The 21691-nt window shown below is 70.4% G+C and carries 31 protein-coding genes and 2 riboswitches; of the genes, 11 read left to right on the forward strand and 20 right to left on the reverse strand.

Annotated elements, in window-relative coordinates:
- Positions 1-39: 39 nt before the first annotated feature.
- Together Q0Z83_RS16800 and Q0Z83_RS16805 are read right to left on the reverse strand one after the other, a co-directional pair.
- Entirely contained in the window at positions 40-492 is a 453-nt protein-coding gene (locus Q0Z83_RS16800; RefSeq protein ID WP_317794869.1) for a hypothetical protein, read from the reverse strand.
- Entirely contained in the window at positions 482-712 is a 231-nt protein-coding gene (locus Q0Z83_RS16805; RefSeq protein ID WP_317794870.1) for a hypothetical protein, read from the reverse strand. The genes Q0Z83_RS16800 and Q0Z83_RS16805 overlap by 11 nt, the downstream gene beginning before the upstream one ends.
- A gap of 231 nt (positions 713-943) precedes the next feature.
- Between Q0Z83_RS16805 and Q0Z83_RS16810 the strand changes: the two genes are divergently transcribed.
- Both Q0Z83_RS16810 and Q0Z83_RS16815 read left to right on the forward strand, forming a co-directional pair.
- On the forward strand, positions 944-1801 hold the full coding sequence (locus tag Q0Z83_RS16810; protein WP_317794871.1) for a helix-turn-helix domain-containing protein: 858 nt from the start codon (positions 944-946) through the stop codon (positions 1799-1801).
- Between the two features lie 8 nt (positions 1802-1809).
- Positions 1810-2028, forward strand: coding sequence for a DUF397 domain-containing protein (locus Q0Z83_RS16815; protein WP_317794872.1), 219 nt, complete (start codon positions 1810-1812; stop codon positions 2026-2028).
- A gap of 102 nt (positions 2029-2130) precedes the next feature.
- Here the strand turns inward: Q0Z83_RS16815 and Q0Z83_RS16820 are convergent, their stop codons facing one another.
- From Q0Z83_RS16820 to Q0Z83_RS16835, 4 genes are all read right to left on the reverse strand, one after another.
- Positions 2131-2328 carry a helix-turn-helix transcriptional regulator gene (locus tag Q0Z83_RS16820; protein WP_317794873.1) on the reverse strand — a complete coding sequence of 66 codons (198 nt, stop codon included), beginning with the start codon at positions 2326-2328 and terminating at the stop codon, positions 2131-2133.
- Positions 2325-2717 carry a hypothetical protein gene (locus Q0Z83_RS16825; RefSeq protein ID WP_317794874.1) on the reverse strand — a complete coding sequence of 131 codons (393 nt, stop codon included), beginning with the start codon at positions 2715-2717 and terminating at the stop codon, positions 2325-2327. Before Q0Z83_RS16825 ends, Q0Z83_RS16820 begins: the two co-directional genes overlap by 4 nt.
- A gap of 77 nt (positions 2718-2794) precedes the next feature.
- A complete protein-coding gene (locus tag Q0Z83_RS16830; protein WP_317794875.1) occupies positions 2795-3214 on the reverse strand; it encodes a nitroreductase family deazaflavin-dependent oxidoreductase in 420 nt (139 codons plus the stop codon).
- A 20-nt stretch (positions 3215-3234) separates the two neighbouring features.
- A complete protein-coding gene (locus Q0Z83_RS16835; RefSeq protein ID WP_317794876.1) occupies positions 3235-4128 on the reverse strand; it encodes a DUF4437 domain-containing protein in 894 nt (297 codons plus the stop codon).
- 85 nt (positions 4129-4213) lie between these two features.
- Between Q0Z83_RS16835 and Q0Z83_RS16840 the strand changes: the two genes are divergently transcribed.
- Both Q0Z83_RS16840 and Q0Z83_RS16845 read left to right on the forward strand, forming a co-directional pair.
- Positions 4214-4759, forward strand: a complete 546-nt coding sequence (locus Q0Z83_RS16840; protein ID WP_317794877.1) for a TetR/AcrR family transcriptional regulator — start codon at positions 4214-4216, stop codon at positions 4757-4759.
- Entirely contained in the window at positions 4756-5499 is a 744-nt protein-coding gene (locus Q0Z83_RS16845) for a maleate cis-trans isomerase family protein (RefSeq protein ID WP_317794878.1), read from the forward strand. Before Q0Z83_RS16840 ends, Q0Z83_RS16845 begins: the two co-directional genes overlap by 4 nt.
- Here the strand turns inward: Q0Z83_RS16845 and Q0Z83_RS16850 are convergent.
- Genes Q0Z83_RS16850 through Q0Z83_RS16860 form a run of 3 tightly spaced genes read right to left on the reverse strand, consistent with a single transcriptional unit; the run spans position 5465 to position 8110 of the window.
- Complete coding sequence (locus Q0Z83_RS16850) at positions 5465-6631, reverse strand: MFS transporter (protein ID WP_317794879.1); 1167 nt, start codon at positions 6629-6631, stop codon at positions 5465-5467. The genes Q0Z83_RS16845 and Q0Z83_RS16850 overlap by 35 nt on opposite strands.
- A 17-nt stretch (positions 6632-6648) precedes the next feature.
- Positions 6649-7551, reverse strand: a complete 903-nt coding sequence (locus Q0Z83_RS16855; protein WP_317794880.1) for an MBL fold metallo-hydrolase — start codon at positions 7549-7551, stop codon at positions 6649-6651.
- Positions 7544-8110 (reverse strand): winged helix-turn-helix domain-containing protein, encoded by a 567-nt coding sequence (locus Q0Z83_RS16860; protein WP_317794881.1) that lies wholly within the window; start codon positions 8108-8110, stop codon positions 7544-7546. The genes Q0Z83_RS16855 and Q0Z83_RS16860 overlap by 8 nt, the downstream gene beginning before the upstream one ends.
- A gap of 117 nt (positions 8111-8227) precedes the next feature.
- Between Q0Z83_RS16860 and Q0Z83_RS16865 the strand changes: the two genes are divergently transcribed.
- A complete protein-coding gene (locus tag Q0Z83_RS16865; protein WP_317794882.1) occupies positions 8228-9538 on the forward strand; it encodes an MFS transporter in 1311 nt (436 codons plus the stop codon).
- 9 nt (positions 9539-9547) lie between these two features.
- Positions 9548-10084: a peptide deformylase gene (gene def, locus Q0Z83_RS16870; RefSeq protein ID WP_317794883.1), complete on the forward strand. Its 537-nt coding sequence runs from the start codon at positions 9548-9550 to the stop codon at positions 10082-10084.
- A gap of 138 nt (positions 10085-10222) precedes the next feature.
- On the opposite strand, the gene Q0Z83_RS16875 is transcribed toward def, so the two are convergent.
- From Q0Z83_RS16875 to Q0Z83_RS16895, 5 genes are all read right to left on the reverse strand, one after another.
- Positions 10223-10420, reverse strand: a complete 198-nt coding sequence (locus tag Q0Z83_RS16875) for a hypothetical protein (protein ID WP_317794884.1) — start codon at positions 10418-10420, stop codon at positions 10223-10225.
- 201 nt (positions 10421-10621) lie between these two features.
- Positions 10622-10888, reverse strand: a complete 267-nt coding sequence (locus tag Q0Z83_RS16880) for a DUF3040 domain-containing protein (RefSeq protein ID WP_317794885.1) — start codon at positions 10886-10888, stop codon at positions 10622-10624.
- Positions 10889-10978: 90 nt separating this feature from the next.
- Positions 10979-11548 carry a GerMN domain-containing protein gene (locus tag Q0Z83_RS16885; RefSeq protein WP_317794886.1) on the reverse strand — a complete coding sequence of 190 codons (570 nt, stop codon included), beginning with the start codon at positions 11546-11548 and terminating at the stop codon, positions 10979-10981.
- Positions 11545-12888 carry a sensor histidine kinase gene (locus Q0Z83_RS16890; RefSeq protein ID WP_317794887.1) on the reverse strand — a complete coding sequence of 448 codons (1344 nt, stop codon included), beginning with the start codon at positions 12886-12888 and terminating at the stop codon, positions 11545-11547. The genes Q0Z83_RS16885 and Q0Z83_RS16890 overlap by 4 nt, the downstream gene beginning before the upstream one ends.
- Positions 12885-13571 (reverse strand): response regulator transcription factor, encoded by a 687-nt coding sequence (locus Q0Z83_RS16895; RefSeq protein WP_317794888.1) that lies wholly within the window; start codon positions 13569-13571, stop codon positions 12885-12887. The genes Q0Z83_RS16890 and Q0Z83_RS16895 overlap by 4 nt, the downstream gene beginning before the upstream one ends.
- Before the next feature lie 124 nt (positions 13572-13695).
- Between Q0Z83_RS16895 and Q0Z83_RS16900 the strand changes: the two genes are divergently transcribed.
- From Q0Z83_RS16900 to Q0Z83_RS16915, 4 genes are read left to right on the forward strand one after another with little or no spacing between them, the layout of a single operon-like run.
- Entirely contained in the window at positions 13696-13983 is a 288-nt protein-coding gene (locus Q0Z83_RS16900) for a GlsB/YeaQ/YmgE family stress response membrane protein (protein WP_317794889.1), read from the forward strand.
- A complete protein-coding gene (locus tag Q0Z83_RS16905; RefSeq protein ID WP_317794890.1) occupies positions 13980-14315 on the forward strand; it encodes an STAS domain-containing protein in 336 nt (111 codons plus the stop codon). Before Q0Z83_RS16900 ends, Q0Z83_RS16905 begins: the two co-directional genes overlap by 4 nt.
- 54 nt (positions 14316-14369) lie before the next feature.
- A complete protein-coding gene (locus tag Q0Z83_RS16910; RefSeq protein WP_317794891.1) occupies positions 14370-14780 on the forward strand; it encodes an ATP-binding protein in 411 nt (136 codons plus the stop codon).
- Entirely contained in the window at positions 14777-15079 is a 303-nt protein-coding gene (locus Q0Z83_RS16915; RefSeq protein WP_317794892.1) for an STAS domain-containing protein, read from the forward strand. The genes Q0Z83_RS16910 and Q0Z83_RS16915 overlap by 4 nt, the downstream gene beginning before the upstream one ends.
- Position 15080: 1 nt before the next feature.
- On the opposite strand, the gene Q0Z83_RS16920 is transcribed toward Q0Z83_RS16915, so the two are convergent.
- Together Q0Z83_RS16920 and gcvH are read right to left on the reverse strand one after the other, a co-directional pair.
- Positions 15081-15491, reverse strand: coding sequence for an RpiB/LacA/LacB family sugar-phosphate isomerase (locus tag Q0Z83_RS16920; protein ID WP_317794893.1), 411 nt, complete (start codon positions 15489-15491; stop codon positions 15081-15083).
- Positions 15492-15654: 163 nt separating this feature from the next.
- Positions 15655-16011: a glycine cleavage system protein GcvH gene (gcvH, locus tag Q0Z83_RS16925; RefSeq protein ID WP_317794894.1), complete on the reverse strand. Its 357-nt coding sequence runs from the start codon at positions 16009-16011 to the stop codon at positions 15655-15657.
- Between the two features lie 40 nt (positions 16012-16051).
- A riboswitch (glycine riboswitch) is annotated at positions 16052-16134 on the reverse strand.
- A gap of 4 nt (positions 16135-16138) precedes the next feature.
- Positions 16139-16233, reverse strand: a riboswitch (glycine riboswitch).
- A 69-nt stretch (positions 16234-16302) separates the two neighbouring features.
- On the opposite strand from gcvH, the gene Q0Z83_RS16930 reads away from it, so the two are divergent.
- Positions 16303-17139 (forward strand): hypothetical protein, encoded by an 837-nt coding sequence (locus Q0Z83_RS16930; protein ID WP_317794895.1) that lies wholly within the window; start codon positions 16303-16305, stop codon positions 17137-17139.
- On the opposite strand, the gene Q0Z83_RS16935 is transcribed toward Q0Z83_RS16930, so the two are convergent.
- From Q0Z83_RS16935 to Q0Z83_RS16950, 4 genes are all read right to left on the reverse strand, one after another.
- Positions 17080-17565, reverse strand: a complete 486-nt coding sequence (locus Q0Z83_RS16935; protein ID WP_317794896.1) for a GNAT family N-acetyltransferase — start codon at positions 17563-17565, stop codon at positions 17080-17082. The two genes, Q0Z83_RS16930 and Q0Z83_RS16935, sit on opposite strands and share 60 nt — an antisense overlap.
- A gap of 8 nt (positions 17566-17573) precedes the next feature.
- A complete protein-coding gene (locus Q0Z83_RS16940; protein ID WP_317794897.1) occupies positions 17574-18584 on the reverse strand; it encodes a CU044_5270 family protein in 1011 nt (336 codons plus the stop codon).
- On the reverse strand, positions 18581-19105 hold the full coding sequence (locus Q0Z83_RS16945) for an RNA polymerase sigma factor (protein WP_317794898.1): 525 nt from the start codon (positions 19103-19105) through the stop codon (positions 18581-18583). The genes Q0Z83_RS16940 and Q0Z83_RS16945 overlap by 4 nt, the downstream gene beginning before the upstream one ends.
- Before the next feature lie 142 nt (positions 19106-19247).
- Positions 19248-21593 (reverse strand): acetyl-CoA acetyltransferase, encoded by a 2346-nt coding sequence (locus Q0Z83_RS16950; RefSeq protein ID WP_317794899.1) that lies wholly within the window; start codon positions 21591-21593, stop codon positions 19248-19250.
- Positions 21594-21691: the final 98 nt, after the last annotated feature.

The following is a 21691-nucleotide window of genomic DNA, read 5'->3' on the forward strand; positions in this document are numbered from 1 at the left end:
GGTTGCAACCCGGTTGCCGAGCGGCTGCCGCCGGGGTGCTCAGTCCGCGTGGCCCTTCGGGGCGGGGCGGATGGATTCGCGGATGCGGTCGCAGATCTGGGTGAGGTTGGCGCCGATCACCGGGCGGGTCCGCCAGCGGCGCAGGCCCCGGCGGACGGCGTAGAAGTAGCCGGGTGGCACCTCGATGCCTGCCACGCCGGTCGCGCCGGCACCCGAGTAGCCGACCCGCCAGCCCGGCCAGCGGGCTTCGGCGACCTCGCGGACGGTGGCGATGCGGGCGGTGTCGCGCCTGGTCAGCTGGTGCATGAGGCCGTCCAGGTCGGCGGCGACGAGGCAGGGCTCGTCGAGTTCCCAGTGCACGGCCCAGTAGTGGCCGGCCGGGACGCGCAGGTCGGGTCGGACGGTCCGGGGCTGGGTGGCGCGGTCGATCTGCCAGCCGGGGTAGCGGCGCTCGACGGCCAGCTGGGCGCGGAAGTCTTCGTCAGGAGTCAAGTCGGGCCCATTTCAGGAACCGGTCGAACAGTGCCGCGGGGGGCTCGTTGCGCAGGGGTCCGGCGGCGTGCTCCAGTTCGGTCCAGAGACGCATGCTGAGCTGCACCGGGTCGCGGCTGTCGTCCAGCAGATGCGTTCGGGCCGGGTCGCACGGCCACGGCTTCTCGCAGGCCACACAGTCGTAGGTGGCCTGGTCCGGTTGATGACCGGCGCCGTTCAAAGGTCTCTCCTGTGCCACATGTCGGTCCCCATCGGGTCGGGTTCGCCGGGGTGTCGTTGAGTCCAGAGTGGCTCTACCAACAGAGAGCGTCAATCTTATGCCGTAACTTTTTGGTTCCCGAACGGGTGATGCTGAAATGCGGATCTCTTTCGGATGAAACCATTGCTGTACGCCGCACATCGGACGAAGATGGCCGACGATCACCCTCTTGAGTCGATGGAGGACAGCAGCATGCCGCGACCCATTGGCCCCACGATCCCCCGTTGGCAGTTGGGTGAGCAGATGTCACAGCTGCGTGGCGCCGCCCGCAAGTCGCAGCAGGACGCCTCGGGCCGACTGGGTTGCTCGGTCAGCAAGATCCAGAAGATCGAGGGCGGCGAGGTCGGCATGAAGCAGGCCGAGCTGGAGGCCCTTCTCGAGTTGTACGGCGTACCCGAGCCGTTGCGTGTCCAGCTCCTCGAACTGCGCCGCCTCGGCGCCCAGCGCGGCTGGTGGTCCAAGTACGGCGCGGTGTCCGCCCCGTTCGCCACGTTCCTGGGCCTGGAGTCGGCCGCCACGAAGATCCGGATCTTCGAGCCGCTGATGGTGCACGGCCTGCTGCAGACAAAGGAGTATGCGCACGCGCTGACCGAGGCGAACCACCCCGCCATGCCGGACACCGAGATCGACCGTCAGGTGCAGATCCGCCTGGAGCGCCAGGAGCGGGTCTTCGACGAGGATCCCCCGGAGGTGTGGGTGATCGTGGACGAGGCCGTGCTGCACCGGCACGTCGGTAGCCCCGAGGTGATGGCCCGGCAGCTCGATCATCTGCTGCGGTTGCCCAAACAGGTGACCGTCCAAGTAGTTCCGTTCACCAACGGTGGACATCCCGGATCGCTCGGTTCGCTCACGCTGTTCGAGTTCGCGGAAGAGCTGCACACTCCCGTCGCCTACGTCGAATCACAGGCCGGAAACCTGTACCTCGAACGGGAAGAGGATCTGGCACGGAGTAATCTTTCGCTGAATCACATCACCGCAGCGGCACTCAGCAAGCAGCAGTCCCGCGAACTGATTGCTGCCGCCGTCCGCAGTTTTGAGCAGCAGCAGTAGGAGCTTTCATGGACAAGTACCGGGTCGACCTCGCCGACGCGGAGTGGCGCAAGTCCACCAAGTCTTCCGCGAATGGTGGCTGCGTCGAGTTCGCGCAGGTCGGAGGCTACGTCGCTATCCGCGACTCGCAGAACCCGGACCGTGAACCCCTGATCTTCGACGCCAACGAGTGGGACTGTTTCCTCGACGGCGCCGGAAAGGGCGAGTTCCCGGTTCCGACCGCCTGAAATGCCTCACAGCAACGGCCCGGTCACCCGAAAGGTATGACCGGGCCGTCGCCCATTTCAAGAAAGGAAACCCGAAAGTAACATCGGTACTGAATGAGCACGTCAAGAACGGTCGGGCTGGAAGATCTCCTCGATGGCCAGGTCAAAGACGCCGGCCAGGGTGAAGGCCAGGGGAAGGCTCGGGTCGTACTTACCGGTCTCGATGGCGTTGATCGCCTGCCGGGAGACGCCGCACCGCTCGGCCAGATCAGCCTGACTCCACCGGCGGGCCGCCCGCAGCTCGCGCAGCCTGTTCCTCATCGGTTGAACCGGGTCCGCAGGTCGGCGATCACCTGCCAGATCATCACCCCACCGATGATGATCAGTTGGGCCGTCTGATGGAGCGCGACGACGCCGGTCGCGTCGAGCACGGTGGCCACCTGCAGCGCCACCAGGACCGCCGCGAACGCGACGGCCATGCTCTCCAGCTGGATCTTGCGAAGGTATTCGTCGGCTCGCCGGAAGGCCCGGAACAGCGCCCACGCGAGGCTCAGCGCGAACGCCGCGGTGACGACGATCCACCACACCTTCTGCGTGGACGTCTGGTCCGGGCTGCTGCCCAGCGCCAGGGCCACCAGGCCGCAGGCGAAAACCGGCACCCCATCCAGGGCGACCACCCGCCGGGCAGCCCGCTGTGTCTGATCCGTCATGGCATAAAAGTAAAGTTTACCTTCCATCAAGTCAAGGAAACCTGACTTGATGGAAGGCGACCATGACATGCAGACGGTCAGGCCCGGGTCAATTCAAGGACCGGGATGGTACGGATACCGGCCGTCTTCTCCGCGTAGCCGGCGAACCCCGGGTAGCGGCTCGCCTGCTCGTTGAACCGCCGGTCACGCTCCTCCCCGGCCAGATCTCGGACCGTCACGGCGTACGTCTCGGTGCCGCGCTCCACCTCGCCCCGGCCGGCCGAGGTCAGGTTGTAGTACCAGCCGGGGTTCTCCGGCGCGCCACCCTTGGACGCGATCACGTAGATCACGTCCGGGTCGGTCTCGTGCGGCAGATACATCATCGGGCTGACCATCTCCTGTCCGGACTTGCGGCCACGATGGTGGACGAGCACCATCGGGGCCCCCGCGAACGGACCGCCGACCCGGCCCTGGTTGGCCCGGAACTCGTCGATGACTTGGGTATTCCAGTCGCTCATGCCCCTATCTTCACCCGCGGTCACTGGCGGGTGGGCGTCTCCCAGCGGCCGACGCTGCGGGAGCGGACCGGCTCGATCCAGCGCGGGGCCGCGCTCTGCGGGAAGCCGTCACCCCAGTTGGTGGCGTCGCCGTGCATCTCGACTCGGGCGTTCTCGGTGTACCAGTCGACCAGGTCGGCGTCCGAACGGACCAGCCAGGTGCAGCCCTTCTCGGCGTCGGCGGTGAAGTCGCCGTGGCGGATCAGGGCCGGACGCCAGAAGTACGTGCCGGGCCACATCTTGCCGAAGTTGTAGTCGAAGGCGCCGTCCAGGCAGTACGCCTCCTCCGAGCACGGGTGGTGGGCCAGCGGCTCCTCCCGCCAGCCGGGCTTGGCCTTGATCAGCCGGGTGTAGAAGCCGGTCTTCTCATCGCGGTGCAGCAGCTTGATGTACAGGCCGGGGACCGGCGTGCCGCCCAGGTCGAAGCGCATCGGACTACCGTCCTTGACGTCGATCCACGGCATGGCCGCGCTGTCCAGGACGACCAGTGTCTGGTCCGGGCGGACCGTGTCCCGGCCGGTCTCGGCGAGGTCGAAGTGCCAGTCGCCGTACTCGCGGAACAGCAGGATCTCGGTGCCCTCGGTGGCGCTGACCGGTGGGGTCCAGACGCCGGCCGGGGCGGTCCAGTAGCCCTCCGGGCCGAGGGTGGTGTCGCCGATGACGACCTGGCCGGACAGTACGTACCACTCGGTGTCGGCCCGGTGCACACCCGCCGGCCGGGACCAGTCGCCGGTGAACCGGACCTTCAGCGACGCCGAGCCGTCCTCCTCGTCGTAACTCAGGTGGCGCTGCTCGGCGGCGCCGGAGGCGTACTGGAACTCGGCGACGTGCCAGATCAGGTCACGTTCGTCGACGATCTCGACGTGCGGGCGCATGGGGCCTCCAGAGCGTGCGGCATCGGTTTCCGGTGCAGAACGTAGCGTTTATAGGTTTCGAGTACAAGGTGTATCGTCTATTGGCGTGACCCGACCAGGACGTCCCGCCGGACCGACCAGTGACACCGAGGCCGTCGTGCTCACGGCCGCGCTCGACCTGCTGCTGTCGGAAGGGCCCACGGCGCTCACGGCGCAACGGTTGTTCCAGGTCACCGGGGTCTCCCGGAGCACCGTCTACCGGCACTGGCCGACCCCGGCCGCGGTGCTGGCGGCCCTCATCGACGTCGCGCCGATCCCGGCCGAGGCGCCCTCCGGTGATCTGGCGAAGGATCTGCACGCCGAGGTCGACCGGCTGTGCGATCGGCTCCGGGACCGGCCGGTGGGGGCGTTCCTGCAGGCGCTCGTCGTGGCCGCGGAGACCGATCTCCGGCATCGGTACGTGAGTGACCTGCTCGCCCCGTTCCACGAGGTGCTCAGGGCCGCGGGCGTGCCCGACGACGAGCGCGAGGACGGCGTGGCGATGATCGCCTCGCCGCTGCTGCTCGATGCGCTGCTGCTGGACCGTACCGCTGCTCGCGACCGTGCCCACCGCATCGCCGACACCTTCACCGCATCGCGGAGTCGGAAGTGACCAACATCGTCGGGCCCCGCGCCGTCTTCGGCGTGATCGTGCCGAGCACCAACACCGTCGTCGAGCACGACTACTGGGGCGCCCGCGTGCCGGGTGTCGCGTTCCGGGCCGGGTCGATGTACATCCCGAACCCGGTGATGGCCGACGACGACGGGTTCGAGGCGCTGCTCGGGCAGATCCGGGCGTCGATCGACATCGCGGTCCGCGACGTCCTCACCGCCGAACCCGACCGTCTGGTGATGGGCATGTCGGCCGAGACGTTCTGGGGCGGCGTCGAGGGCAATGCGGCGTTCGAACGACGGCTGCGGGAGCGCACCGGGCTGCCGGTGACCACCGGGGCGAGCTCGTGCCGGGCGGCGTTGGCGGAGCTGGGCTGCCGGCGGATCGCGGTGTTCTCGCCGTACCAGCCGATCGCCGACCGGGAGGTGGGGCGGTTCTTCGCCGAGGCCGGGTTCGACGTCGCGGCGATCACCGGATTGCGCTGCCCGACGGCCATGGACATCGCCCGGGTGCCCGACGACCGGCTGCGGGCCGTGGTCGCCGACCTGGACGGGCCCGATGTCGACGCGATCGTGCAGGTCGGCACCAACCTGTCGTTCGTGGCCCTGGCCGACCGGCTGGAGCGGGAGCTGGGCAAGCCGGTGATCGCGATCAACGCCGCGACGCTGTGGCACGCGCTGCGCGAGCACGGGATCGGCGACCGGGTCAATGGGGCGGGTGTCCTGCTGCGCGAGCACTGACCGACGGCAGGCGCCGCCTGATCGCGGTGAGCAGCAGCATCGTGCCCAGGCAGAAGACGGCCCCGAGCACGAAGATCCAGGCCGACCAGCCCGGCACCACGAGCGGGGCGACCACTCCGCACAGCACGCCGACCTGGACGATGCCGGTGTAGACGTCGGCGCCGGCCCCCAGTCCGCCGTCCATCACATCGCTGAGCAGGACCATCCCGACACTCTGGAACCCGGCGGCGAACACCGCGTACAGCAGCTGCGACAGGACCAGCGTGACCACCCCACCCCCGACCACGATCAGGGCGAAGGACGACAGACCGACACCGGCGATGAGTACGACCGCCCGGCGGCTGCCGATCCGATCAGCCACCGAGGTGACCACGCCCAGCAGCGGAACCTCGGCGATCACGGTGGTCAGCAGCAACAGTGCGACGAACGTGGCCGACCGGCCCTCGTTGACGATGAACAGGGGCAGGTAGACCAGGCGCACGCTGTCGGCGGCCCGCAGCAGCAGCACGGCCAGGACACAGATCAGCAGGGTGGAGTGGGCGCGCGGCCGGCCCGGTCGCCGCTGAGGTTCCGGTTCCGGCTCGACTCGGGTGGTGGCCCCGAACCACGGGATCAGGCCGACGGCCAGGGCGAGGGCGGCCGCGATCCACAGCGGCTGGAAGCCGTCCACCACCGTCTCGAGCAGGCTGCCGGCCGAGGCCAGGGCGAGCCCGGCGACGTAGCCGATGACGAAGATCCGGCGCATCCGGCCGACCAGGCGGGCCGGGCCGTTCGTGCCCGATCCGGCGACGACGCTCATGTAGTGCGGGAAGATCAGGGTCATCGTCATCATCGCCGCGCCGCCGAGATACATCACCGGGGATGGTGTGGCGGCCAGTACGAGCAGGGTGCCGGCCGCCGCCACGATCCCGCTCAGTGACGGGCCCCACCAGGGTGAGCCTCGGCGGCGCAGCGCCGGGCCGGCGACCAGGTTGAGCCCGGCGGCCACCACGGCGCTCACCGCGAAGAACAGCGCGATCTGCGCCTTGGACGCACCGCTGTCCGCGATCGACAGTGGCAGGACGACGCTGATCTGCCCGTAGAACGCGGCGTTCGCCATCACCGCGGCGCGGGCACCCGAGATGTTGGCCATCGACGATGATAACTGGATTACGGGCGGCGGAGGGCCTCCTGGAATCGGCGCAGCTTTGCGCGTACCAGAAGATTTCGTTTTTCTCGGTTGCCCGGCTCGATGTAGAGGATGAAGTCGGGGTGGACGTGCTTGCCGGACCGACCGGCCGTCCGCACGGTGGCGTCGCGGACCTCGGCGAGCTGGGCGACGGTCAACTGGAGCAGGTGCTCGTGCGGCTGGAATTTCGCGCCCAGCGGGTAGTCGAGACCCGGCCGGTTCGTCATCTCGATGTGGCAGCCCAGGACATGCGACACGGGGCGGGTCTCGGTGAAGGCGACCAGGCTGTCGAGGGTCTCGCGGAACGCCTGGTAGTCGGCGACATAGAGGCGGCCGGGGTAGACGGTGTCGCCGGTGAGCAGAACGCCGGTCCGCGGGTCGTAGACCGTGATGGCGGCCTCGTGGTGGCCGGGCGAACCGATGATCTCCAGGACGCGGCCGCCCAGATCGAAGGGGACCACGCCGGTCAGCGGGCCGGGGAAGCCGAAGAACTCACCGACCGCCTGCGCGTCGTGCCCGACCACGGTCGTGGCCGGGCGGCCCGCGAACTGCGCGTCGGCCGCCACGTGGTCGCCGTGGCCGTGCGAGTGGGCGACCACCAGCTCATACCCCTCGTGGGGGTGTTCGGCCAGCCACGCCTCGATCAGCGTGTCGACCGTGTCCCGCAGCGGGAACAGCGCGGGGTCGGGGCTGGCGCCGGTGTCCAGCAGGAGCGCCCGGTCGTCGCCGAACAGCAGGTAGAGGAAGGGCGCCTCGTATTCGACGCGTTTGCTCTGGCGCAGGATCACGGTGCGCTCGTCGTAGTGGTGGACCTGGATGGCCGGCTCGCCACGGCGGCCGTGGATCCAGGCGACGTCGAGCGAGCCGGTCACGAGTTCAGTCATCGGTGGTCTCCGTCGGCATCGGGGTCGCGGCCAGGAAGTAGCGGGCGAAACGGCGGCCGGGGCGGCGGGCGTCCATGTCGGCCTCCGACCGTGCGAGGTACGGCTCCAGCAGCGCCAGCCACTGGGTCTTCAACTGCTCGGCCTCCTCGTCGGACACCAGCGCGAGCGCGGTGGTGAGACCGGCTCGGCGACGCCAGGCGGCGCTCTGCTCGTCGTCGCGGTCGACGAACTCGAGGATCGCCTGCATCTCACGATCCACCACCATCCGCTCCAGCTGCCAGCGGACGACCGTGTCGTCACCCGGGGAGAGCCGCAGCGTCGGCCGCGGATCGGGCAGCCGCCACTGGCGCTCGCGGCGGTCGCGGCCGGGGCCGGCGTCCTCGACGAACCCGTACTTGGCGAGCTGGCGCAGATGGAAGGAACAACTGGCCTGCGAGACGCCGAGCACGCGCCCGCACTGCGCGGCGGTCGCGGGACTACTGGTGGCGAGCAGCTCCAACAGGTCGAGCCGAAGTGGATGAGCCAACGCCCGGATGGCGGTGGGGTCGGTTATCCGCATATGCCAAAGACTACTTTGGGATTCTGCCGAATGTCAAAGACCTCTTTGGCATTCGATGACCGTGACGTGGGTGACAAACAGCCCTGAAAGCCGCGCCGCGCGCCTACCGTTCCGAAGGTGCAGGCCGCCGCGACTCCGCCCCGGGTCGGCTGGCGCGACCTCTCCCCCACCGTGCGACTGCTGATCGTCAACGTGTTCGGGATCAACCTCGGGTTCTTCATGGTGCTGCCGTTCCTGGCCACCCACCTGCGCGACGACCTCGGCTTCGCGGCCGCGCTGGTCGGCACGATCATGGGCTTGCGGACGCTGTTCCAGCAGGGGCTGTACGTGGTGGGCGGCACCGCGGCGGACCGCCTCGATCTACGGCTGATGATCATGCTGGGCTGTGGGCTGCGGGTGGCCGCGTTCGGGCTGTTCGCCGTCGTCACCAGCCCCGCCGGGATCATCGCGGCCACCGCGATCACCGGCATCGCGGGCGCCGTCTTCGCCCCGGCCTCCCAGACCTACCTGACCCACGCGTCACCCGGGCGGCGCGCGGAGACCTTCGCCTGGGTCAACGTCGCCGCCAACGCCGGGGTGCTGATCGGGCCGCTGCTCGGGGCGCTGCTTCTGGCCGTCGACTTCCGGCTGGTCAGCGCCATCGCGTGCGGGGTGTTCGCGATCCTGACCATCGCGCAGGGGTTCGTGCTCCCGGCGATGCGGCGGCCCGAACCCTCGACCGGGATCATCCAGTCGTGGCGCGAGGTGGTCACCAACCGGCGGTTCTTCGCCTACACCCTGGCCGGCGCCGCCTACTTCGCCCTGTTCAACCAGCTCTACCTGGCGATTCCCCTGGAAGCGCAGCGGGTCACCGGGCACGCCTCCGCGGTCACCGCGGTGTTCGTGGTGTCCACCACCGTCGGGCTCACCACCGGCGTACGTCTGGTCGCCGCCTGCCGCCGGCGGTGGAGCTCGGCGGCGTCGATGGCTCTCGGGTTGTCGTTGCTCGCCGCCGGATTCCTGCCCGCCGCCGTGGCCGCGCCACTCGTCCCGACCGCCGGCGCGGCCCTCGACCCCGCGGCTGCGCTGACCGCCGCGCTGCCGGTGCTCGTCGGGACCGCCCTGTTCAGCGCCGGGGTGTCGATCACCAGCCCGTTCATGCTCGAACTGATCCCGATCATCGGCAGCGAACGTCTCTCCGGCACCTACTTCGGCTTCTTCTATCTGGTGTCGTCGCTGCTGGCGGCGGCGGTCAGCAGCCTGACCGGTGCACTCCTGGACCTGGCCGGCCTACGCTGGCTGCCGTTCCTCGCCCTGTTCGCGGTCGGTGCCGCCGGGAGCGTGGGGATGGCCTGGATGCGGCGCCCGGTCGACCGCCTGCAGCGTGCTGCGGCCCGCAACGGCGCCGCCCCGGTGACCGATTCCGATCAGCACGAGCGACGGCGGTAGGGTTCGGCGATGGCTCACGTTCGACCGATCACCTACTACGGCACGCCGGTGCTGCACCGCCGCTGTGCCGAAGTCACCGTCTTCGACCAGGCCCTCAGCGACCTGATCGACGACATGTTCGCCTCGATGTACGCCGTCAAGGGCGTCGGGCTGGCCGCCAACCAGATCGGCGTCGACGCGCGGATCTTCGTCTACGACTGCCCGGACGCCGACGATGTGCGGCGCAAGGGCCACGTCATCAACCCGGTGATCACCGCGTTGTCCGACGAACTCGACCACGGCACCGAAGGCTGCCTGTCGGTACCCAAGCCCCGAGCGTCGGTGCCCCGGTCGACATCCGCCACCGTCACCGGCGTCGACCTGGCCGGAAAGCCGATCACGGTCACCGGGACCGGCTATTTCGCCCGCTGCCTGCAACACGAGACCGATCACCTCAACGGCACCCTCTACGTGGACCTGCTGCCCGAGTCGCAGCGAGACGACCTGCTCCGCGCGGCCGGCCTGACCCCGCCGGCCGCCCGCGAGCGCACTCCCACCCCGCACTGAGAGGTGGTGGGTGGAACTGTCATCGGGCTGTCATACGACGGTGGCGGGAATGCCACGACGAAGGTGGATGCTTCGGGTTCGAGGCCGCGCGGAGGTCTTGAACGCGCATCGGGTGGCGGCGCACCGGTTCGGGCGTCGTCACCCGGTCGTCTCCGGCTGGAATCGCGGCGGGGACGGCGGCGCCGGCAACGAGAATCCGCGGTCGGGTGACGACGGCCCGGCGTCGGTCCGGAGTTCACACAGTGCGGCAGGCGGCGGCGCGGACGCGACGTCGACACCGCCGCCCCGCTCCTCGATCCCGACCGCATCGGGAAACCCCGTGACCGGCTCCGGCATGCTCCTCGTCCTCTCCGTCGCGGGAGGACGAGGCCTCCCGTGGGCTCGGGAGGACGACTCCTCCCCTGGCCGCCGGAGGACGACTCCTCCCGTGGGCGCCCGAAGGACGGGTCCTCCCGGTGGGGTCGGGAGGACGACTCCTCCCGACCGGGTGAGGACGAGGTTCGCTCGATCACATGGCGGTGACCGCACGAGATCGTGTCAGTTGTTTGACGAAAGCCGCCGATGGCGGAAGACGCCCCAGCCGACCGCGGCGGCCACGGTCACGCAGGTGATGGCCACACCGACGGCGCCCCAGACCACCATCAGGACCGAGAGGCCGGCCCAGACGACGGCACCGACCACCGCGAGGACGGTCAGCAACACCTTCTTCGGGATCATCCGGACCGGACGGGCCAGCGACGGATCCTCGGCGGCCAGCTTTCCGACGATCTCCTCGAACTGCCGGCGTGTGTCTCTGGTGGACAACTTTCGTCACCGCCCATCGGTACGTGAACCTTGCTCATCCATGCATACCCCGTTTCGGCAACCACCGGCATGACCTGTGGCGGATGGTTTTCACGGCGGGCCGATCCGGGACCGGTAGTCGGCCGCGGTAAGTGGACGGCCGGTGACCGCTCCGTCGCCGTCCGGCACCTGTAGAGGCCGTCCGTCCCGCACGAAGGTGACGGCCCCGATGTCGGGCCGCGCGGTCAGCGTGCAGACGATCTGGCCGTACGCCAGCGCCTCGTCGATCCGTCCGCCGCCCTCCTCGGGATCGCTGATCTCGACGACAGCCGTGGTGCCCGGCGCCGGGACCGTGACCCGCAGCCCGGTGGCGGCCAGCGAGGTGGCCAGCCCCTGCGACTGCTCGGCCGGCGTCGGCCCGAGGACCAGCAGGTCGAGTTGGCGTTGCGGCCCCAGCGCGGCCCCGGACCGCCGGACCGTCTCGACCAGCCGGTCGTCGCGGGTCAGGCAGAGCACCTGGGCGACCTCACCGGCCTGCTCGGACGCGGTCGGTGAGGCGGTCACGTTCAGCGGGCGGCGGGGCAGGGCGACCGGGTGTGGCTCGTCCTGGGCCGGCACACCGCACCCGGCGAGCGGCAGGGCGACCACCACGGCGAGCAGGACGACGCGGAACCGCCTCATCCGTCGAACCCCGGCAGCGTGATCCGGAACCTGGCGCCGCCGCCGGGCCGCCCGGCGACCTCCGCGTCGCCGCCGTGTGCGGCCGCGTGCCCGGCGACGATGGCCAGGCCGAGTCCGGTGCCGTCACCGTCACCACGAGCGTGTGAGGCGGGACCGCGGACGAACCTGTCGAAGATCGTCGCCTGATCCTTCTCGGCCACACCCGGCCCCGCGTCGTCGACCTCCAGGTACCCCGGACCGACCCGGACGGCGATCGGGCCACCGCCGTAGCGGACCGCGTTGTCGATCAGGTTGCCCAGCGCCTGCTCGATCCGGCGCCTGTCGATCGACCAGACGGACGGGGTGCCGGGGACCGTCTCGACCAGGTCGGCGGACAGCCCGCGGGACCGGCAGACCCGCTCGGCGAGCGCCACCACGTCGACCTGCTCGCGGTGCGCCGGCTGGTCGGTGCGGGCCAGTTCGAGCAGGTCGTTGACGAGCGCCTGGAACCTGGTGATCTCGGCGGTGACCAGGGTTATCGCGGCCCCGGCCCGTTCGTCGACCTGGTCGCGGCGCTTGTCGAGGACGCTGGCGGCGGCCTCCAGCGTCTGCAACGGCGAACGCAGCTCGTGGCTGACGTCGGCGGCGAACCGGCGGTCACGTTCCAGGCGGCGGGCCAGCTGGTCGGCCATGTCGTTGAACGCCGCGGACAGCGGAGCGAGATCAGGTTCGGTCGCCGGGTCGAGGCGGGTGGTCAGATCACCGCCCGCGATGCCACGAGCGGCCTCGGCGACGGCGGTCACCGGCCGCAGCGCGTGTCGGGTCACATACCAGCCGACGGCGGCTCCGGCGGCCGCCACCATGATCGCCACCGCGGTCAGGACCAGCGCCAACGTCTGGAGGGTACGTTCCAGCTCGGTGAGCGAGACGATCTCGTAGAACACCGCCGACCCGGCCAGTGGCACGCCGATGATCAGCGCGGGCCGCCCGTCACGACGGATCCGCTGCGCGCCGGCCTCACCCCCGGCGGTCATCTCCTGCATCTCCGGCGGTACGGCCGTGTCGACCGCCGGATCGGCGCTGCGTGAGTGCCAGCGGCCGTCCAGATGCAGCAGCACGTACCGGTCGGTGCCGGTGTCCAGCGACCGCAGCACCTCCAGCACGTCCGGAGCGGGACCGGCGATCCCGGCGTTGACCACCGTGGCGTCGTAGTAGGTGGCCCGCACCGCGGTCCGCTCCCGCTCGGCGAACAGTGTGTTGCGGACCGACTCGTAGGACACCAGGCTGATGCACGCCGACAGGATCAGCGCGCCCAGGGCGAAGGCGGCGCTGACCCGCGCACGCAGGCCGATCGGTCTCACGGCTGCAACTTGTAGCCCAGCCCGCGGACCGTCACCAGGTGCCGTGGGTTGCCGGTCTCCCGCTCGATCTTCTGCCGCAGCCGGCCGACATGCACGTCCACCACCCGCTCGTCGCCGAACTCGTGGCCCCACACCCGCTGCAGCAGCTGCTGACGGGACAGCACCAGGCCGGGGTGGTCGGCCAGTTCACACAGCAGACGGAACTCGGTGCGGGTCACGGCCACCGGCTCGCCGCCCAACCTGACCTCGCCCGCCTCCGGCCGTACCTCCAGATCTCCGAACGTCAGCACCGAGGTCGCCGGAGTCGTCGGTTGACCCGTCACCCGGCCGCGGCGCCGTAAGGCCCGCAGCCGGGCCGCGAGCTCCTTGACCTTGACCGGTTTGACGACGTAGTCGTCGGCGCCCGCCTCCAGGGCGGCCACGATGTCGTGGGTGTCGTCGCGCGCGCTGACCACGACGATCGGCACGTCGTCGTCGCGGCGCATCTGCCGGATGCACTCGTAGCCGTCCATGCCGGGCAGCATCAGGTCGATGAGCACCGTGTCGGCGCGGTGCCGGCGCTGCGCCGAGAGGCCCTCCTCGGCGGTGGCCACCGCGTGGGCGGTGTACCCCTCGTCCTCCAGGGCCATCGCCAGCGACAGGCGGATCCGGTCGTCATCCTCGATCAGCAGTACCGCGCTCATGGCGTCAATCCTGTCGCGCGGAACGCTGATCGGCCCGTTTGTCACGCAACTGTCATGGTTGCGGGAAACTTCCGCAGATCGGGGCGGGCAGTCTGGCGGACATCGAACGAGGAGGGAGTCCGCCTTGACCGGGCTGAGTCTGATCGCGGCCGTGACAGTCGGCGCCGTCATCGGTGTCGCCGGGCGGATGTTGGCGGCCCGCTGCCGTACCGTGCCGGTGTGGTTGCCGCCCGCGGCCGGGGTGGCCGCCGCCGTCCTGGCGACCGTGCTCACCCGGATGGCCTCCGTCGGCGAGCCGGGGCCGACCCTCGTCGAGTTCGTGCTGCAGGTGCTGTTCGCGGTCGCCGGTGTGACCGCGGTCGCGCTGACCGCCGAGCGGCCGGGCACCCCGACGTCGGAGAAGCTGCGATGAGCGGGCGCCCGCCGCGGGTGATCGTGCTGCCGACCGATCTGGATCAGCACCTGGCCGACGAGGTGCGGCCGGCCATCACCGAGGCGGCCGAATCCGGCCGGGACTTGGTGATCGACATGGGCGGTTCCGGAACCATCGACCCGGCGGGGCTCGGGCTGCTGGTCCGTGCGCACCGGTCGGCTCGGCAGAACGGGGCGACGTTGTGCCTGGTCGCGCCGTCGCGATTCGTGCTCACCGTGCTGCACACGATGCGGCTGGACGGGGTGTTCCCGATCTACCCGGACGAGGCGACGGCGGTGTCCGACCTGGCCCGGCCCGCCGTGGGGGTCTAGTGTCTGACCCGAGCGGCGGGATCTCCGGCGCGCCGCTTCGTGACCGGGTGCCTGATGACGACTTTGACCGCGCAGTTCGACGTACCCATCGGGGTGGACTCACCCCGTACCTCCCGCAAGGCTGTCCTCGCCGTGCTCGGCGTCTGGGGTTATGTCGACGAGGCCTGGACGGACGACCTGTCGGTGGTGGTCAGCGAGCTGGTGACCAACGCGGTACAGCACGGTGCGGGCTCGGTGGTGATCGGCGTCGAGGCGAATGGGCCGCAGGTGGTCCTCTCGGTCGCCGACGGTTCGGCGGTCGTGCCGCGCCGCCGCGAGCCGGACGGGCGCGGTGGCCGCGGACTGCTGCTCGTGGAGGCGCTGACCCGCCGGTGGCACGTCGAGGAACATGAGGGCGGCAAGCGGGTACGGGCGGAGTTGCGCCTCTACCCCGACGGCGACGGTCCGGGCCGGGAGGATCAATGAGGATCACCTCGCAGTACGCCGACGGTGTGGCCCGGCTGCGCCTCTGCGGTGAGCTCGACATGTCGACCACCCAGCATCTGCACGACCAGGTCAGCGCGGCGATGGCCGTCGCCCGGCTGAGTCGCCTGGTGATCGACGCCGTCGACCTGGACTTCTGCGACTCGTCCGGGATCCAGGCGCTGGTGCAGACCCGGTCGAAGGCCACCCAGCAGGGCGTCACGTTCCAGCTGACCAACACACACGGGGTGACCCGCCGGGCGCTGCAGATCACCGGGGTCCTCGACGTGCTCAGCGGTTAGATCACTCGATAGCGGCGATGTCGGCGGCCTCGTCCGGGTCCGGTTCGGACGTGTCGAGGAACGCCCGCAGCACCTCGACGGCGACGTCCGGCGCCAGCCGTTTCAGGCTCATGGCCAGTACGTTCGCGTCGTTCCAGAGGCGGGCGCCGCGGGCGATCCAGGGGTCCCAGGCCAGGGCGGCCCGAACCCCCGGGACCTTGTTGGCGGCGATCGCCGTGCCGGTGCCGGTCCAGCACATCACCACGCCGTAGTCGGCCCGCCCGTCGACCACCGACCGGCCGACGAACCGGCCCAGGTCGGGCCAGGACTCGGCGGCCTCCGGCCGGATCACCTCGTGGCCGTCCTCGGACAGGGCGGCCACCACGGCCCGGGTGGTCTCGTTCTCGTCGTCACTGGCGAACGCGATCCGCATCCGCCCCACCCTAGTGCGCCACCGCGGGCGGCCCGCCTCTCCGGCGACCCGCGGCTTGCCGTTGCGGCGACCCGCGGCTGGCCGTTGCGGCGACCCGCGGCTTGCCGTTGCGGCGGCCCGCGGCTTGCCTTTGCGGCGGCGCACCAGGCGAAGGTGGCCGACGTCAGCCCGCGGCGCTCACCAGCTCCTGGTAGGCGGCCTCGTCGAGGGTTTCCGGGACGCTGGTGACTCGGAGCCGGAACAGCCAGCCCGCGCCGTACGGATCGGTGTTGATCAGGCCGGGCTCGTCGCCGAGGGCGGTGTTCACCTCGACGATCTCGCCGTCGGCGGGAGCGTACACCTCACTCACCGACTTGGTGGATTCGAGTTCGCCGGCCGGATCGCCCGCGGTGACGGTCGTGCCGATCTCCGGGAGGTCGACGTAGATGACGTCGCCGAGCGCGTCGGCGGCGAACGCGGTGATACCGACGGTGGCGATCTCGCCGTCGGTCAGCCATTCGTGATCTTTGGTGAAACGCATTTCGGAGAGGCTCCTTCGGTACGGGTGAGGGCCTCCCTCGCTCTGTCACGGGTGCCTGAGAGGTTCACCGCCGGGGCGGCTTGCACCTTGGGCGCAGCCCTGGTCGGGGCTGACTTTCCAGAGTCGCCTGACCGTTGCGGTACGTGGGCCTGAGAGATTCTGAGGGAGAAGTTGCTCCTTCGGCGACCCGCCCGAGGGTGGGTGCTCTCCCGCAGCGGCACAGCGGCGAAGTATGGACTTGTGGCCCGGGAAAGCTATCCGGAACCGCCCGAACCGGTCAAGATCGACGGCATGGATGTCGCCCGCACCGCCCCCACCGCGGCGGATGTCGCCCGCAGCTTCCCCACCGCGTCGGATGTCGCCCACACCTTTCTCACCGAAGTGGACGCCCGGCGGCCGGCGGTCCTGACCGGGCTGTTCCTGCACGGTTCGCTGTGCTGGGGCGAGTTCTTCCCCGGTAGTGACGTCGATTTCGTCGGCGTGTGGGCCCAGCCACCGGACCACGCCGCCCTCGCCGAGGCGCACACCGCGACGAAGGCCCGCCACCCGGAGGTCGTCTTCGACGGTTTCCACTGCTCGGCCGACGATCTGGCCGGCTCGGCACTGCGGGTGGGCCGGCGGCCGGTGTTCTACCAGGGCGAGTTCGATCCGGGCGGGACGATCGACATCAATCCGGTGACCTGGCACGAACTCGCCGAACGGGCCGTCGTCATCCGCGGCGAACTGCCCCCGATCCACACCGACCACGCCGGACTGTGGGACTTCACCCGCGACAACCTCGACACGTACTGGCGGGGCCACATCCCGGCGATCGAGGACGCCGGTGTCGAGTTGCTCGGACAGCACGATCCGTCCATCGCGTGGGTCGTGCTCGGTGTCGCTCGCCTGCATCACCTCCTGGCCACCGGCGAACTGACCTCCAAGAGCGGAGCCGGCCGTTACATCACCGGCTCTCTGGACCCGCGCTGGAGCCGGCTGGCCGACGAGGCCCTGCGAATCCGCGAACGTCCCCGGGACCCGACCCGTTACGACGTGCCGACGCAACGTGGCGAGGAGACGCTCGCCTTTCTACGCTGGACGGTCGACGACGGCATGAGCCTCGATCGCGAAGGACAGATACGCCCCTGACCGCTCCCGGGCCTGGAACCCGAGCCGCGTGAGGATCCGCACCGACCGTTGATTGGTCGCGGCCGCGGCGGCCCGGATCTCACGCAGCCGCAGAACGGTGAAGCCGTAGTCGAGGCCGGCGGCGGCCGCGCCGAGGCCGAGCCCTCGCCCCCAGCGGTCGCGACCTCCGATGACGAAGCCGAGCTCCCGGTGGTCGACCTCCACACCGTGCAGGTCGACGTAGCCGACCAGTTCGCCGCCGACGACCGCGCCGAGGCGGATGAGGTCGGGTGGCGGCGTCTGGATGAGGCGCCTGTGGTGCTGCTCGTGATCCTGGCGGGTCCATCCGGCGGCCCGGGCGAACTCGGGATCCGACGCCCACCCGGTGATGACCGCGGCGTCCGCGGCGACCAGGGCTCGCAGCGTGACCGGCGGGGTGGGCGTCATCGGGGCTCCTACTTCGGCAGGGTGGTGTAGTCGGCGGTCAGGTAGGTCTCGTAGCCGATCACCGCGGGGGCCCGGACGTCGAGTTTGCCGGTGTCGGTGGGCAGCATCTGCTCGTAGCCGAGTAGCGCGCCGGTGGCCTGGTCGACGATCAGGGTGTGGCGGGTCGGCAGGCCGCTGTGGTCGGAGGTGATCGAGAACGCGGCGCCCGCCCGGCCCGCGCGGTCGGTGACCGTGCCGTCGTAGGTGAGCCCGGGTAGCCGGGCGACGATCCGCAGCAGTTCGGCACGGGTGGCCGGGGTCAGCAGCCGTTCCCGGGCCAGGTCGGTGACCGCGACGATCGTCTCGTACGGCCCGTTCTGTCTGGGGTGCCCGATGTGCAGCCAGTCGTCGAGGCCGTCGGCCGGTGGCGGGTCGGCCCACATCGCCCCGAACTGCCCGGCCGCATAGTCCTCCGACCAGGGGTCGAGGCCGTCGTCGAAGAGGTTCTGGGCCCGCCACAGCACCTCCCGCCCGATCGAGGTGAACTCCGCCCTCTCGTAGGCGGTGGACCGCCGCCCCGAGTCGTCGGCCCGGCGCCACGACTCGGCCCGCGACGGGATGATCGCGGACGTGACCCGCTCCCCGTCGACCTGCGTCCACAGGCTCCACGACTGGATCACCAGATGCTCGTAGTCGCCGCTGCGGTCCGGAGCGGGCGCGCCCGCCGCTTTCGTCGCGATGCCGGTGAGCAGCTGCTCGGCCGAGCCGGAACCCCCGCTGTACCGCAACGACGGCGGGGTGGCGGCGACGGCGGGTCGGGGCTGTGGCGCGAACTGCAGGCCGGCGATCACCAGCAGCACCAGGGCGGCGGCCGCGGCGACCAGAGCTCGCCCGACCGGCCGCGCCCGGCGCGGCTGGGGCGTGGCGAGGATGCGGTCCAGGTCGGCGCGCCGGTCGGGGGCGGCGGTCAGTGGTCGCCCGTCGGTCGGGTCGGCCGGGCCGAGCAGGCGGCGGACGTCGCGGGTCAGGGATGGGCTCACGATGGCTCTCCTTTCAGGGTGGGCACGGGGGCGGGGCTGCCGGTCGACAGCGCCTGACGCAGGCGGGCACGGGCCCGGTGCAGACGCATCGCGAACGCGGGCAGCGAGCAGCCCGCCGCTTTCGCCGCCTGCCGCAGCGTCAGGCCCTCCCAGCCGACCAGGCGCAGCGCTTCGGCATCGGGCTCGGACAGGCCCGCCAGGGCCGCCGTCAGGCTGACCCGGCCGACCACCGCATCGGCGTGATCATCGGCCCAGAACTCGCCGTGATCGGCGGCCCGCGCGGTCAACGCCGCCCGACGGCCCGCGCCGCGGACCTCGTTGGCCAGGATTCGGCGCGCCGTTCCATACAGCCAGGGCAGCGCCTCGGCCGGGACCTCCGGCAGCCGCCGCCATGCGACGAGAAACACCTCCGCGACGACGTCACGCACCGCTGCGTCGTCGAGACGGCGGCGCACATAACGTTCAACGGCGTCGTAGTGCTGCTCGTACAGCACCGTGAACCGTTCCTCCGAGTTCGCCATTCGACCTCCCACCATGCCTGTGTCCGGCACGGCGCGGATGTTCACCGCCGATCTGAAAGAAGATTTCAACGGCCCGATGCGGTACGGCCACCCGCCCCCACCACACCTGAGGCACCGTCGGGGCGCTCGATGAACGCGCAGGTCAGCGGTTACGCCAGCGCGGCTCCCGCTTCTCGGCGAACGCGGTCAGCCCCTCGACCATGTCCTCGCTGACCAGCAGTTCGTCGAAGGCGGCGCTGGGCCGGCGGACCGCCTCGACGACGTCCGCGATTCCGCGGGTCTCGGCCATCACCTGGAGCGAGACCCGCACCGATGTGGGCGACCCGGCGAGGATCTGCGCGGCCAGTGCGCGGGCACCGTCGACGGCTCCGCCGGCCGGGGTGACCCGGTTGACCAGTCCGTGGGCGAGGGCCTCGTCGGCGCCCATTCGCCGCCCGGTCAGAATCATCTCGGTGGCCGGCTTCGGCGGAAGGATCCGGGGCAGCCGGACCACTCCCCCGGCGGCGGCGATCAGACCGACCTTGACCTCGCTCAGCGCGAATTGGGCATTCTGATCGGCGACGACCAGATGGCAGGCCAGGGCGATCTCGAAACCGCCGCCCATGGCGAATCCGTTGACCGCGGCGATCACCGGTTTCGGCATCGAACGGCGACTGGTCAATCCGGCGAAACCGTTCTTCGGCACCCACATCGGTTGACCCGACGCCGCATAGATCAGGTCGTTGCCGGCGCTGAACGCCTTGTCGCCGGCACCGGTCAGAATCGCCACCCACAGGTCGTCGTCGGCGAAGTAGGCGTCGAAGGCGTGGTCGAGTTCCTCGTTCGCCATCGGGTGCAGGCTGTTGCGGGCGTCCGGCCGATTGATGGTCACTTCGAGAACGTGACCGGTACGGCGTACCAGAATGTGCTCGTAGGTCTCCCGGAGAATCGCCGGACCCGGCGGCGGAGGGGCGAGTTCGGCCACCCGGTTTCCGCGTCCCGAGGACCGCACGTGAACGCGGCGGCCGAGCGGTTCGGCGACATCGAGTAGGGAGACGTCGTCGGCGAGGGCGAGAAAGCGGCGGCCGTCGGCCTCCAGACGGCCGATGACGATTCCGGTACGCCCACCGTCACGACGATGCGTGATCGTGTAGGTCTCGATGGTCGCCCACCCGTCGGCGTGCCGTGCTTCTTCCGGCGCCGGCCACGCGTCAACCGATTCCTGCAATGCCGCGCTGTCGTCGGGCCGCCATGGCGAGGGCACGGTCGTGTAGACGCCGGCCGAGTATTTGCTCATCAGCCCGCCGTTGGCGCCGACGAATCCGTAGCTGCCCGGTTCGTCACGGACCAGCGCGACCATCGACGCGATCGCGTGCATCGAGTAGTTGTTGCCGGGCCCGCCGAAGAACGGGAGCCCGCCGGTGACGGTGAGGCCACGCGGATCGTCTGCCGTCAATCCGAATGCGTCCGCGATGTTGAACACCGGCGCCGCGAAACAGCTGTAGAGGTCGAGGAACCGCAGGTCGTCGACGCTGATGGCGGCGATGTCCAGGGCGTGCCGGGCGGCCATCACCGCGGCCGGGCTCCGGGACAGGTCCTCCCGGTCGAGCAGGTCGCGTTCCCGCAGGTCGGCGTGGCCGGCGAGAAACACCCACCGCTCGGCGGGAACACCGAGGCGGCGCGCGGCGCCGACGGACATCAGCAAGGCGGCCGCGCCCTGGTTGACCTTTTCTCGGGACACCACATATCGGGTGTACGGCTCGGCGATGACCCGATTCGACTCCGAGGGGGTCACGAGTTCCGCAGCGGTGCGGACGACGGGCGCCGCGGAATGCGGATTGGCCGCCGCGACCCGGGTGAACGGCGCGAACAGCGCCCCGATCGCGGCCGCGTACTCCTGGCGGGACAGTTTGAGTCGGGCCCGGCGGGCGTTGTCGAAGAGCGCGTATTGGCCGGGCGCGTCGGTCAGGCCGTGATTGACCTGGTGCCGCGAGATCATGCCCCGGAGTCCGAGCCCGCGGTCCTCGAGGCTCCCGTCGACGTGTTCGCTGAAGTCGGGCCGGTCGGGGTCGTTCGCGTACCTCTGCGTGGTGGAGATCGCCTCCGCACCGCCCAGGAGAACCACCTCGGCCCGGCCCGCCGCGATCGTCGCGGCGAATTCGTTGACCAGGTGCTGGGGGCTCTGGCCGCCGCCGACCTCGAGCACGGCCCGGGTGGGTGTGGCGCCCAGCCGGGCGGCGACCGACCGCGGGAAGTTGTCCGACCGGCCGAGCGGGGCCCGGCTGCCGGGGAACGAGTTCTCGAACTGCCGTGTGGTGGCGACGGTGTCGATCGCGGCGATCACGGCGGCCGGGTCGGCGCCGGTGTCGACGACCGCCTCGCGGGCGGCGTCGGCGGCCAGATCGACTGCCGATCGCCGCTGGTAGTCGGGGCTGTCGAGCAGTTCGGAGGTCTGTCCGACACCCACCACGATCGGCGTGCGCGGGTCGAGATCGTCGATCTTCACCATGACCCGACGATATCGAAACGTCAGACGTTCAGTTAGTCGGATCGGCCATAACGGAGATGTCTCCACTTCCCGTTGACTAAGCGGAGAGGTCTCCGCTA

Origin of the sequence: Actinoplanes sichuanensis (genome assembly GCF_033097365.1) — a bacterium.
GTDB lineage: Bacteria > Actinomycetota > Actinomycetes > Mycobacteriales > Micromonosporaceae > Actinoplanes > Actinoplanes sichuanensis.